We start from the raw sequence: 12,919 nt of genomic DNA, 5'->3' as shown, positions 1-12,919 counted from the left end.
ATTAATGAGTGGTTATTTGTTAATTCAATGACATTAAAATGAGAGGAACTCATGGATACAGATTTTAAATATGGATTGCTTGCTGCATTGGGCTCATTAGCACTGATTATTTTTCTTGCTGCACATATTTTCTGATTTTATTCCAGCCTCGAGTAGGTGAAATAAAAGGGCGAGTACATCTCGCCCTTGTCAATTTAGTCTTTGTTTCGATACTTGCTAGAGGACTATGCTAAGTTTTCTTCCACAAATTTCCAATTAACCAGTGCCCAGAAGTTTTCTAAGTATTTAGGGCGGGCGTTGCGGTAATCGATATAGTATGCATGCTCCCAAATATCAACGGTTAACACAGGTTTGTCGTCACCAGAGATTGGGGTCGCAGCATTCGATGTATTGACGATTGCAAGGCTACCATCTGCTTTTTTTACTAACCAAGTCCATCCAGCACCGAAGTTTTTGGTTGCGGCATCAGTAAACTGAGCTTTAAATTCAGCAAAAGAACCGAATGCTTTATTAATCGCTTCCGCAACTTTGCCTGTCGGCTCGCCACCAGCGTTTGGCGCTAAGCAATTCCAATAGAAAGTGTGGTTCCAAACTTGTGCCGCGTTGTTAAAAACCCCAGCTTCAGAAGTTTTGATAATTTCTTCTAAAGATTTTCCTTCAAAGTTAGTACCTTTGATGAGGTTATTTAAGTTAACAACATAAGTGTTGTGGTGTTTACCATAGTGATATTCTAAGGTTTCTGCAGAGATATAAGGTTCTAAAGCATCTTTTGCATACGGTAAAGCGGGTAGTTCAAATGACATTGCGTACTCCTTGATTGCTTTTATATCAAAATACTCAGGGTGTTTGCTCTTAAAATGAGCAAAATAATATGTCACAGCTTATCATTAGAGTTTCGCCTATTGGCGATATGATACTTAATATATTAATAATAGCACGATCAACCTTACAAAGGTAAAGGTAATGATGCGGCTAAGATGCTAACAGATAAATAGAAAAATTACAGATAAAAATCATATAGATATTGTAGGTAGGGAACCTAAGTACATTAAATTTCAGTTCTTACCTAGAAATAGCTACTTGTTTGACTTAGGTAAAGAGAAGATAGAAAAGGTGCCTTTTTGTTTTTTGGAATGTTATAGTAATGCCCCTATAAAACTGGCATATTGTATGAAACAATTCAGTTTCTTATTATATCAGTCAATGTGTTCTGTTAAGTTGAGGTAGACTCTCAGTTACCGGCTGACTGCAAAACCTGCATCTTTGTTTTAAGGAAGTTAAAAATGACAACTATTGAAAGAATTGAGCGCCAAATTAAAGAAAACCCAATTTTATTATATATGAAAGGCTCTCCTAAACTTCCGAGCTGTGGTTTTTCTGCTCAGGCAGTACAAGCTCTGTCTTCTTGTGGTGAACGTTTTGCCTATGTTGATATCTTGCAAAACCCAGATATTCGTGCGGAACTGCCAAAATATGCAAATTGGCCAACTTTCCCTCAACTGTGGGTTGATGGTGAGCTAGTCGGTGGTTGCGATATTATCATGGAAATGTTCCAGCGTGGTGAGCTGCAATCTCTAATTAAAGAAACGGCTGATAAATACCGTTCAGCAGATGAAGCTAGCGCAGACTGATTTAAACAATAAATAAAAGACTAAAAAACCGTATTTGGTAAAAGCATTGATGACTTTCTACTAAATACGGTTTTTTATATTATTGCTATTGATAAAAAGTTATTGAGAATCTTCAATAATTGGCCAGCCACCCAATTTCTTCCATTTATTAACAATTTCGCAAAATAGCAGAGCTGTGCGATTCGTATCATACAGGGCGCCATGTGCTTGTTTGCCATCAAATGGGATACCTGCAGAAACACATGCTTTTGCTAAAATTGTTTGACCAAATGCTAAGCCACTTAATGCCGCGGTATCAAAGGTTGCAAATGGATGGAACGGGTTACGTTTTAAACCTGCTCGTTCGGCGGCATTCATGACAAAACTGTGATCAAAATTTGCGTTATGAGCAACAATAATTGCGCGATTACAATCAGTATTTTTCATGCCTTTGCGGATGACTTTAAATATTGCATGAAGAGCCTCATATTCGCTAACAGCACCGCGTAGAGGGTTAGTTGGATCAATTCCAGTAAAGGCAAGAGCGGATGGCTCAAGATTTGCGCCTTCAAAAGGTTCTACATGAAAATGTAATGTTTCATCCATGGAGAGCCAGCCGTCTTTATCCATTTTTAAGGTGATGGCTGCAATTTCTAACAGGCCGTCAGTTTTTGCATTAAACCCACCTGTTTCAACATCAATAACGACAGGATAGTATCCCCTGAATCGGTTCACTAGGGCATTTGGATTGTTTTTTTCAGACATTAGGACTTTCAGTTTTAGTTTTCTGGTTGGATGACATTATGCCAAAACCAGTAAAAATTTGCAGGTAAAGGGTGATAAAAGTTTAGGTGTTAGAATAGGCACCTAAACTTTTAGATTATATAGCTAATTAATGGCCTAAGCCTTTACTTGCGCTTTTGTTTTCGATCAGCTCAATTTTATAGCCATCTGGGTCTTCGACAAATGCAATTATAGTTGTTCCGCCCTTAACTGGGCCTGCTTCACGTGTTACGTTACCACCTGCACTGCGGATAGCATCGCAGGTTTTTGCAACATCATCGACACCTAGGGCGATATGACCATATGCGTTACCCATATCGTATTGGTCAACCCCCCAGTTATAGGTTAGCTCTATCACAGCGCCTTCACTTTCATCGCTGTAACCAACAAATGCGAGAGAGTATTTATACTCTGTATTTTCACTGGTTCTTAATAAGCGCATACCTAACACTTTTGTGTAAAAGTCAATAGAACGCTGCATATCAGTAACACGTAACATAGTATGGAGTAAGCGCATTTTTAAACCTCTTGGAATCAGCCTGAATCGATTTATCTATTAATATAACGTGCTTAAATTAATAAATACAATGATTACAGTTTGTTTTTTGAACAAATAATGGTAATACTCATTTCTAGGAGTATATCATACATTTATGGTGATTTTTTCTTTTTAAGGGGAAAGTTATGGCTGAACAACTTGAATTTTTTGAGATCCCCAGCCCTTGCCGTGGTATATGTCAAAGTAATGAACAAGGCTATTGTCGAGGTTGCTATCGCACTCGTGATGAGCGCTTTAATTGGTTAAAGTTTTCGGATAGTGAAAAACGAAATGTACTTCGTTTATGTCGTCAACGCCATTTAAGAATATTAAATAAAAAAATAGCTCAAGAAAATACCATCGATACACAACAACAACTTTTCTAGTTTTCTGTTTGAAAATAATGACAAAAAATCAAATGTTTTATTTTCAATATAAATTAATCCTCAATAAATTATTAGCATGCTATTTATTTCTTAGTTTATATTTCAATGAAATTTTATTTATTAAAAATTAGTATAGGTTAAATTAAAATGACTGTAATTAACATGATTTTAAGATTAACTATATTTGTTTGTTTTTTAAAGGCTTATGAAGCATTGTTTTTTTTATTGTTATTCACGACTACTATAAGAGCTAAAATAGATAGATCAAAAAGGAGAGTGCGGCTATTCTTATTAATAAGATAATTGATAGATTATCTTGTTAAACTCAGGTTGAAGAAATGTAGGAATCAACGACATATTAATTAGAGTTATATCGCATAATAAATCAGCTATTGTAACTAGATATAGGTATTTAATAGCTAATATATAAATAAAAAGTTGTAAATATAAAGGGAAATTAATATATAATCCAAAAATAATATGAAGATGGTATATTTTTTTGACATTATAATTATATAAAGGAGGGTAAATTGGAATCACAAATTGGGACAGAGTTATCACGTGTTGTTCGCATGTGGAGAGCATTAATCGACTATCGTTTGAAGCCTCTTAAACTAACACAAACACATTGGGTGACATTACATAATATAAGTCAACTACCGCCTGAACAATCTCAAATACAGTTAGCGAAAGCGATTGGTATTGAACAGCCTTCATTAGTAAGGACTCTAGACCAATTAGAGGAAAAAAAACTTATTTCTAGGCATACTTGTACAAATGATAGGAGAGCTAAAAGGATAAAGTTAACGGAAGAATCTGAGCCCTTTATTAAAACGGTAGATCAAGTCATAAACAATACGCGTATAGAGATATTAAACAATATTAGTAAAGATGAACTTTATCAATTATCACAGTTACTTATGAAACTTGAAAAAAACATTTTAAGATTACAAAATGATTCATGATGTGAAAATAATATACCTAACTAATAAATAGTGTGCTAATCATTAAACTAACAATTAAGTAATCGGCCTATGTGATTTGTATGATGGTGAAATAGAAATAGGCAATGGGAATAATAATTACACCCAGTTATGACTTTTTATAATTCATTGCCTTTAAATATAATTAAAGCTGTTAATTATATTTACCTACGGTTTTCTAATTGTTAGCTGGATAATTTATTAGTGCGTATTAATTAATAATAAAAAATTTATAAAAAAGGGGGGGGAAGTAGCTTTTAGGCTCGAAAGCAAGGGGGTTATTTGTAAGCAAGAAACTGTATTACCTAAAAGCGATACATGATGAATATAAAATATAATTATATAACATAAAGTAACTATATTATTCAGCAATATTATTTTTAAGGCATACTCACTGGCTAATGTCGGTGAGTATACCTAATTTAGTATCGTAAGATTACCGAGGAGACACAGTCACTGTATTTCCGCTATTTGCAATCATAACACGTTGGCCATTACGGAAGGTGCTAGGGTCTTGTTTTTGAACAACAACAATGTTTTTACCGCTATCGAGGCGGATCTCTAATTGAACACCTTGGCTTCTATTTAATGCGCCTTGAGCTTCCTGACCAGCTAAACCACCAGCAATAGCACCTGCAGCTGTTGCTAATGTGTTACCTGTACCACCACCGATGGTGTTACCTAATAACCCACCAAGTACAGCTCCACCAATTGCGCCAATTACGTTACCGTCTTCACCAGCTTGAATAGTCACAGGGCGAGCATTCAGAACAGTACCATAAGTCACAGTCTGTACCTGTTTCGCATCCTTGGCAGAAATAGTATCACCAGAAAGCGTACTGGTATTGACACAGCCTGATAAGGCTGCAACTGCTACAACACCTACAAAAACTTTCTTAAGCATAAGAACTCCTATGAGATTTGCTGTCTGTGGCACTAACATAGCATCGTATATTTGTTTTCACCATAAACACAACAAAGTATCAAAATAATGGTATTAAAAGCGATGGTTAGATTACCGATTCTGATTTAAATAGAGCGTAAACACTAGGTAAAATATCTCAAATTCGTGATTATTTCATTCAATAAGGCACTCTTTGTTAAATATTCACATAGGGTAGTCAGCTTATGAGCATCATTTCGCACAAGTTGCCAAACAGGATAATGTTTTAAACTTTAACTGAAGCGCGGAACAGTAATGCTGAGCTGATCGATATATTATGTACCATAATATTGAAAATGAAAATTTCAGATATTACAAAACGACTTTTTTATTTGGCTTGTCTAGCAATTTTTAGTTTTAAAGCACTTATTTATTATTCCTGCGAAGCGCGCCGAGAAATTGCATCGAATTGTTGACAAAATTTGTCATCAAAGCACAATCTTTTGTAGCTGAATATTGTAAAGTTAATGTGCACTCTGAAGGAACAAGAATAATGATGAAATCAGGTCGTTACATAGGAGTTATGTCAGGAACTAGCCTAGATGGTGTTGATGTCGTTCTTGCCGCAATCAGTGACAAATTTGTCGCAGAGCAATCCAGTTTGAGTGTTGCATTTCCCATCGAGTTAAAAAAACGAATTTTAGATATATGCCAAGGGCAGGCAACAACGCTATCAGAGATTGGTAAAATTGATAGAGAGCTAGGTTCTTTATATGCAGATGCGATAAACCAACTTCTGATTCAAACAGGACTAACTGCCGAGGACATCATTGCGATTGGTTGTCACGGCCAAACTGTTTGGCACGAGCCTGATGGCGAGCAGCCTTTTACTATGCAGTTAGGTGATAACAACCGTATCGCAGCTTTAACAGGGATCACAACGGTAGGGGACTTTCGCCGAAGAGATATGGCTTATGGTGGGCAGGGAGCACCTTTAGTTCCTGCATTTCACTTAGCTGTTTTAGGGCATTCTACAGAAAAACGAATTGTACTGAATATTGGTGGAATTGCTAATGTGACAGCTTTATTACCTGGGGCCTACGTTAAAGGCTATGACACAGGACCGGGGAATATGTTAATGGATACCTGGAGCTGGCGTATTCAACAAAAAGCCTTCGATGAAGGTGGTGAGTGGGCTAGTCGTGGTCAAGTTGACCATGGGTTACTAAAAGCCATGCTAAGCGACCCATATTTCAGACGTTCGTCGCCGAAAAGTACGGGACGTGAATACTTTAACACGCAATGGTTAGAACAGTATTTAGTTCATTTTCCATCAATTTCAGCGAATGATGTTCAAGCAACACTATGCGAATTGACAGCGGCCTCTATCGCAGAGCAAGTATTACTATGTGGTGGGTGTGAGCGCTTAATAGTTTGTGGTGGTGGAGCAAAGAATACTTTTTTAATGCAACGAATGGCCGCTTTGCTTCCGGGAATTGAAGTGGCACCAAGTGATAAGTTTGGTCTCAGTGGGGATGATATGGAGGCCTTGGCATTTGCATGGCTAGCAGCACGAACGATATCAGGTCTTCCAGGAAATTTGGCATCCGTTACTGGTGCAAGTAAAGAAACTGTGCTTGGGGCAATATACCCTAAAAATACCGATAAAAAATAACTGTGGTAAAGGATATAAAAATGAACGAGCTAGATGAAATAGATCTTGCATCGGTACGTCGCGAATACACTAAAGGCGGGTTGAGACGTAATGACTTAACAGCAAACCCACTGGCACTTTTTGAACTATGGATGAAGCAGGCATGCGAAGCTCGATTGAGTGATCCGACAGCCATGTGTGTTGCTACTGTAGATGAAACTGGGCAGCCTTACCAACGCATCGTATTATTAAAACATTTTGATGATAAAGGCCTTGTATTTTATACCAATTTAGGTAGTCGAAAAGCGAAGCATCTAGAGAAGAATAATAAAATAAGCCTGCATTTTCCATGGTATCCATTAGAGCGCCAAGTTAATTTCACAGGGGTTGCTGAGCGTTTGAACCCCATTGAGGTTGTTAAATATTTTCATAGTAGGCCGAAAGACAGCCAGATTGCAGCATGGGCATCAGCGCAATCTTCTAAAATATCAGCACGTGGTATTTTAGAAGGAAAATTTTTAGAGTTAAAACAAAAGTTTAAAAATGGAGATGTCCCATTGCCGAGTTTTTGGGGGGGATATCGAGTGGTATTTGATAGTGTTGAATTTTGGCAAGGTGGCGCACACCGTTTGCACGACCGTTTTTTATACCAACGAGAAGGTGATAGCTGGAAAATTGATAGATTAGCCCCTTAGGATCATGTTTTTTAGCTGGCACTTAATTGATATGCGCTTTATGCTATAGCTTCATTTAAGAAAATTGACAAATTACACTGGTGAGCTTTTGATAAACATCTCAAACTCACTGGTCATTCAAACTAAAATAGATAGACAAAATACAACTGATGGAGTCATTGATGTCTAGCAATAACCTGATTAAACAATTGCAAGAGCGGGGCCTCGTTGCCCAGGTAACGGATGAGGATGCGTTAGCAGAGAGACTGGCGCAAGGCCCTATCTCTCTCTATTGTGGCTTCGATCCTACCGCAGACAGCTTGCATTTGGGACATCTGGTTCCTTTGCTGTGTTTAAAACGATTCCAACTAGCCGGGCACAAGCCTGTGGCGTTGGTAGGTGGCGCAACGGGCCTTATTGGCGATCCGAGCTTTAAAGCTACTGAACGTAAATTAAATACCGCAGAAACCGTTCAAGAGTGGGTAGGAAAAATCCGTAACCAAGTTTCACCGTTTTTAAGTTTTGATTGTGGTGATAACAGTGCACGCCTTGCTAACAACTATGATTGGTTTGGCAAAATGGATGTACTGACTTTCTTACGTGATATTGGTAAGCACTTTTCTGTTAACCAAATGATTAACCGTGAGTCTGTTAAGCAACGTTTAAATCGTGATGACGTTGGTATCTCTTTTACTGAGTTTGCCTATAATCTTTTACAAGGTTATGACTTCGCAAATATGAACAAAGAGATGGGCGTAGAACTGCAAATTGGTGGTTCTGACCAATGGGGTAACATCACTTCGGGTATTGATTTAACTCGTCGCCTACACCAAAACCAAGTATTTGGTATGACCGTTCCTCTAATTACTAAAGCAGACGGCACTAAATTTGGTAAAACAGAAGGTGGTGCAGTTTGGTTAGACTCCAAAAAAACCAGCCAATATAAATTCTACCAGTTCTGGATCAACACGGCAGATGCTGACGTTTATCGCTTCTTAAAATTCTTCACATTTATGGAAATAGATGAAATTAATGCATTGGAAGAAGAAGATAAAAATAGTGGTAAAGCGCCTCGAGCTCAATATGTATTAGCAGAATTAGTCACTAAATTGGTACATGGCGAAGAAGGGTTAGCAGCAGCGAAGCGTATCACAGAAAGCTTATTCTCTGGTGCAGTATCTGATTTAACTGAAGCTGATTTTGAGCAATTAGCTCAAGATGGTATGCCTTGCATTACATTAGAAGCAGGCGCTGATTTACAGCAAGCCTTAGTTGATTCAGAGTTGGTTCCTTCTCGTGGGCAAGCAAGAACGGCTATTAGCTCTAATGCGGTATCTATTAATGGCCAAAAACAAACAGAGCCAATGTATGTATTTTCTGATGCAGACCGTTTGTTTGGTCGCTATACATTGATCCGTCGTGGTAAGAAAAACGACTGCTTAATTAATTGGAAATAGCTCTGACTAACCTTTGTAATATCAGCCCGGAATTTTCCGGGCTATACTCGTCCTATTTCAAATTGCATAGGTGTTGATTGCGCTGAGTTCTCCGCATTACATACGGATCTACGCTCGTCGGGTCATCTTGCCATGTTACTTACATGTAATTCGAATTATTTAGAGTATATCCATATTAGCAACGGGTAATCACTGATTTCTCTTCATTCGACATAACAATTCTTTGGGTTCTCAATGAAAAGCGTATTATCAATTCAATCCCATGTTGTTTTCGGCCATGCAGGAAACAGTGCTGCCGCATTTCCTATGTGCCGAATGGGCGTAGATGTGTGGCCACTCAATACCGTACAATTTTCGAATCACACACAGTATCCACAATGGACTGGAAGTGTTTTTTCGGCCCAGCATTTAACTGATATCGTTGATGGTTTAGCTAAAATCCATAAATTAGAGATTTGTGATGCTGTATTAAGTGGTTATATCGGCTCAGCTGAGCAAGGAGATGATATCCTTGCGATCGTAAAACAAGTGAAAGCAGCTAATCCGCAAGCTATCTATTTTTGTGACCCAGTTATGGGGCATCCTGAGAAAGGTTGTATTGTGGCACCCGGTGTTGCTGAGTTCTTGTGTGAACGTGCACTGGCTGCAAGCGACGCCATAGCACCAAATTTACTAGAGTTAGAAACATTAACGAACAGAACAATAAAAAATGTTGAAGAAGCAGTTCAAGCTGCTCGCGAATTGTGCCATAAAGGTCCTAAAATCGTTCTTGTTAAGCATTTAAGTCGTGCAGGGTATCGTGCTGATCGTTTTGAAATGATCCTCGTAACAGCAGAACACAGCTGGCATGTTAGCCGTCCTCTCGTTGATTTTGGTGAGAAACAACCTGTCGGTGTTGGTGATTTGACCAGTGGTTTGATGTTGGTTAACTTATTGAAAGGTGAGCCTTTAGATAAGGGATTAGAGCACGTTGCAGCCGCGGTATATGAAGTGATGATAAAAACCAAAGAAATGGGTAAGTATGAGTTACAGCTCGTCGCTGCTCAAGACAAAATGGTTAATCCTGAACATAATTTCTGTGCAACACAATTAGATTAAATTAATTTGTATGATTGAAAATAGCGCTCTATTAGAAGAGCGCTATTTTGTAGATTAGATTAAACCTTCCGCTTTTAAGGCATCTTGAACATTAGGGCGTTTAGCGATCTTAGCAATGTAATCTTGCAGGTGAGTCAGGCTAGTCAAATCAAGCCCAACGTGTTTTGCCCAATTACTAACCGTGAATAAGTAGGCATCTGCGACACTAAAAGTATCGCCAGCAAAGAAAGCATGTTTAGCAAGCACGCTATCGACATACTCAAACTTATTAAACAACACTTTGCGTACAGTATCTTTATACTCTTCCGGTGTTCCTGGTGTGAATAAGGGTGAGAAAGTTTTATGGAGTTCTGTCGAAATAAAATTCAAAGCTTCTAACTGGTGATAACGTTTCATCGAACCTGGAAGCGCAATGAGGTTACGATCCGGTTTTTGGTCTGCAATATATTGAACAATAATTGCACCTTCTGTGAGTTGTTCACCATTATCCAGCACTAAAGTGGGTACTTGTCCTTTCGGGTTTATTGCTAAAAAGTCTTCACCTTTCTCGGTTTTTTTCTCTTTTATATTCACTCGTTCAATGCTGAAATCTAAGCCAGTTTCACGCAGAATGATGTGGGGAGAAAGTGAACAAGCACCGGGAGCGTAATATAATTTCATCATAAAACTCCTAAATTGTTGGGTTGGCATTCATATGGCACATAAACACATATCACTTAAGTATATCATTACTTTGTGTTAACGAATTGCCATCAGGTGCGAGTTAAAAAATAAAACCCTAAATCGGACGGAAAGTATCGTTAATATGAATAGCAGTGTACAGCTAGTGTTTAAAACTATAAATGATAAAAATACATAAATCTAAGATAGTTACCTTATGTAGGGTCAGACTATTTTGCTAAACTCTTCGCCTTGTCTTATGAACGACAACAAACCGAATAATAAGTAACAGGTGAGCAAATAAATGACCAGTGTGTGTCAGAAATTGAATTTTTTAGGAAAACTAGACCAAATTTTAATGGCTCATCAGCCAAATAAGAGCCATGGGATTAAACGTTTTCTATTAGAGTTTTGGTTTTTCGGTTTAATTAATGCTCGTTCCTGTTTATTCGCTGGATTTTTCTTTTTAGCGCTATTCTTGGTACCTGCTAAAGGGCTAATTGGCATACCTCGCTATGATGTGCTACTAATTTTTGCGGTTATTTTTCAAGGATTGTTGGTTTGGTCAAAACTAGAAACTTGGGATGAATTAAAAGCGATTTGTGTTTTTCATTTAGTCGGTTTTATGATGGAACTGTTTAAAACATCAGCAACGATTGGTTCATGGCAATACCCGGATGAAGCCTACACGAAGCTTTGGGGAGTTCCTTTATTTACTGGCTTTATGTATGCGGCTGTAGGGAGTTATATCATTCAGTCTTGGCGGTTTTTTAAAGTAAGAATTGAACACTACCCACCTTACTGGATGGCAACAGTAGTCGCTCTAGCTATTTATATTAATTTTTTTAGCCACCATTATATTGATGATTATCGCTGGTATTTAGCGGCGTTTATTATGGGATTGTATGCCCGTAGTATGGTTTTTTATACTCCGCTTGATAAAGAACGAAAAATGCCATTATTGCTCGCATTTATGTTAATTGGTTTTTTTATTTGGCTGGCTGAAAATTTTGGGACATTTTTTGGTGTTTGGCAATATCCAAACCAAATTGGTGCTTGGTCAATGGTACATGCAGGTAAGTGGGGGGCCTGGTCACTGTTAGTGATTGTTACCTTTACAATTGTTGTACATCTTAAACATATTAAAGCCAATGTGACGATAGCACGTTAATATTGGGGGCAGTTTTCTCGAATATAAATATCAAAACGGGTAAAGCCATCGATAGGTATTTGTATTTTGTCGCGTTTAAAATGATCACTTAGGATATCCATTACGCGGCGTACTTCCAGTTGAGGGTTTTGATCTAAAATAGCGTCGATGACGCCTTCACGTAACATTTGTATGCGTCTATCTGATAACTCATGAGTGATCAATGTCACTGCATTATGTAATCCCATAATTTGTAATGCACTGGCAATTTGTGAATTTCCAGATGTGACATTATAAATCCCTCGAATAGAGGGTTCTTTTCGTAGCACATCGCGTACCATTTCACCCGCCTTAATACTGTTCTCTTCGCTTTCTAAGCAGCGAGTTACGGAGCATTGAGGGAAACGTTCACGTAATACGTTGCGAAAACCAATCTCTCGTTCGCCTTGGCCAATAAACTCATTTAGGCCTAACACAATCACAACGTCACCCCCTTGTGAACCCATGAAGCGCCCCATTAACTCCCCTGCGGTGCGTCCCATTTGGCGGTTATCAGGACCAATATAGGCTATTCGTCCACAATTTGGTATATCTGTTGCTAGCGTTAAAATAGGGATCAAATTGGCAATTTTACGTAAGACATGAACAAGCGCGTCATATTGTGGACTAATAACCACGAGCGCATCATAAGACTTGGGAATTTGCATCACCTGTTCAACGGTTTTAGCCGTATCGTTGACATCTAAATAATGCAAGAAAAAATGTATTCGCCTTTCAGGTAGCTGAGTGCTGGCATCGGTAAAAGCATCGCGTAAACCTTTATAAAAAGGGTTTTTAGGCGATTGCATTAGCACCGCAACACGTAAAATCGGCATGTAGCTACGAAACAACGTTCGGTCAATATTGAGTCGATGTGCCCATTCTAATACTTTTGCTTGTTTTTTGGGATTAACGCCACCGCGTTGGTTTAATACACGGTCAACAGTACTTAAACTTACACCAGCTGCCTCCGCGACCTGTTGTAAAGTTGTTTTCCTACTCAT

General features: G+C 38.2%; 14 protein-coding genes. 8 read left to right on the top strand and 6 right to left on the bottom strand.

Going from position 1 to position 12,919, the window contains the following annotated elements:
• Positions 1-224: 224 nt before the first annotated feature.
• A complete protein-coding gene (gene sodB / locus PSF42_RS00260) occupies positions 225-803 on the bottom strand; it encodes a superoxide dismutase [Fe] (protein ID WP_102139696.1) in 579 nt (192 codons plus the stop codon).
• Positions 804-1,283: 480 nt separating this feature from the next.
• Here sodB and PSF42_RS00255 point away from each other — a divergent pair, with 480 nt between their 5' ends.
• Positions 1,284-1,631: a Grx4 family monothiol glutaredoxin gene (locus PSF42_RS00255; RefSeq protein ID WP_102139695.1), complete on the top strand. Its 348-nt coding sequence runs from the start codon at positions 1,284-1,286 to the stop codon at positions 1,629-1,631.
• A gap of 99 nt (positions 1,632-1,730) precedes the next feature.
• On the opposite strand, the gene rnt is transcribed toward PSF42_RS00255, so the two are convergent.
• Together rnt and gloA are read right to left on the bottom strand one after the other, a co-directional pair.
• Positions 1,731-2,375 (bottom strand): ribonuclease T, encoded by a 645-nt coding sequence (gene rnt / locus PSF42_RS00250; RefSeq protein WP_125890978.1) that lies wholly within the window; start codon positions 2,373-2,375, stop codon positions 1,731-1,733.
• Positions 2,376-2,502: 127 nt separating this feature from the next.
• Entirely contained in the window at positions 2,503-2,910 is a 408-nt protein-coding gene (gene gloA / locus PSF42_RS00245) for a lactoylglutathione lyase (RefSeq protein ID WP_125890979.1), read from the bottom strand.
• A gap of 167 nt (positions 2,911-3,077) precedes the next feature.
• Between gloA and PSF42_RS00240 the strand changes: the two genes are divergently transcribed.
• Together PSF42_RS00240 and slyA are read left to right on the top strand one after the other, a co-directional pair.
• The gene (locus tag PSF42_RS00240; RefSeq protein ID WP_125890980.1) at positions 3,078-3,317 is read left to right on the top strand and encodes a DUF1289 domain-containing protein; all 240 of its coding nucleotides are present in this window, start codon (positions 3,078-3,080) and stop codon (positions 3,315-3,317) included.
• Positions 3,318-3,847: 530 nt separating this feature from the next.
• Positions 3,848-4,282: a transcriptional regulator SlyA gene (gene slyA, locus PSF42_RS00235; RefSeq protein WP_094961765.1), complete on the top strand. Its 435-nt coding sequence runs from the start codon at positions 3,848-3,850 to the stop codon at positions 4,280-4,282.
• Between the two features lie 454 nt (positions 4,283-4,736).
• Here the strand turns inward: slyA and PSF42_RS00230 are convergent, their stop codons facing one another.
• Positions 4,737-5,204, bottom strand: a complete 468-nt coding sequence (locus PSF42_RS00230; RefSeq protein WP_036958672.1) for a glycine zipper 2TM domain-containing protein — start codon at positions 5,202-5,204, stop codon at positions 4,737-4,739.
• Positions 5,205-5,736: 532 nt separating this feature from the next.
• Between PSF42_RS00230 and anmK the strand changes: the two genes are divergently transcribed.
• The 4 genes from anmK to pdxY all read left to right on the top strand — a co-directional run bounded on the left by anmK (position 5,737) and on the right by pdxY (position 10,066).
• Complete coding sequence (anmK, locus tag PSF42_RS00225; protein ID WP_272679241.1) at positions 5,737-6,858, top strand: anhydro-N-acetylmuramic acid kinase; 1,122 nt, start codon at positions 5,737-5,739, stop codon at positions 6,856-6,858.
• Positions 6,859-6,878: 20 nt separating this feature from the next.
• Positions 6,879-7,532 carry a pyridoxamine 5'-phosphate oxidase gene (pdxH, locus tag PSF42_RS00220; RefSeq protein WP_125890981.1) on the top strand — a complete coding sequence of 218 codons (654 nt, stop codon included), beginning with the start codon at positions 6,879-6,881 and terminating at the stop codon, positions 7,530-7,532.
• A 161-nt stretch (positions 7,533-7,693) separates the two neighbouring features.
• Complete coding sequence (gene tyrS / locus PSF42_RS00215; RefSeq protein WP_102139691.1) at positions 7,694-8,968, top strand: tyrosine--tRNA ligase; 1,275 nt, start codon at positions 7,694-7,696, stop codon at positions 8,966-8,968.
• Between the two features lie 234 nt (positions 8,969-9,202).
• Positions 9,203-10,066 carry a pyridoxal kinase PdxY gene (gene pdxY, locus PSF42_RS00210; protein ID WP_125890982.1) on the top strand — a complete coding sequence of 288 codons (864 nt, stop codon included), beginning with the start codon at positions 9,203-9,205 and terminating at the stop codon, positions 10,064-10,066.
• A gap of 54 nt (positions 10,067-10,120) precedes the next feature.
• Here pdxY and gstA read toward each other — a convergent pair whose 3' ends face one another.
• Positions 10,121-10,726, bottom strand: a complete 606-nt coding sequence (gene gstA, locus PSF42_RS00205) for a glutathione transferase GstA (RefSeq protein ID WP_125891104.1) — start codon at positions 10,724-10,726, stop codon at positions 10,121-10,123.
• Positions 10,727-11,030: 304 nt separating this feature from the next.
• On the opposite strand from gstA, the gene PSF42_RS00200 reads away from it, so the two are divergent.
• The gene (locus PSF42_RS00200; protein ID WP_125890983.1) at positions 11,031-11,897 is read left to right on the top strand and encodes a DUF817 domain-containing protein; all 867 of its coding nucleotides are present in this window, start codon (positions 11,031-11,033) and stop codon (positions 11,895-11,897) included.
• Here PSF42_RS00200 and PSF42_RS00195 read toward each other — a convergent pair.
• A complete protein-coding gene (locus PSF42_RS00195) occupies positions 11,894-12,919 on the bottom strand; it encodes a LacI family DNA-binding transcriptional regulator (protein WP_125890984.1) in 1,026 nt (341 codons plus the stop codon). The genes PSF42_RS00200 and PSF42_RS00195 overlap by 4 nt on opposite strands.

It is taken from the genome of Providencia sp. PROV032, assembly GCF_028484875.1.
Classification (GTDB): Bacteria; Pseudomonadota; Gammaproteobacteria; order Enterobacterales; family Enterobacteriaceae; genus Providencia; species Providencia rettgeri_E.
The sequence above is the reverse complement of the archived record's forward strand: the minus strand, read 5'-3'. Positions and strand labels throughout refer to the sequence as shown.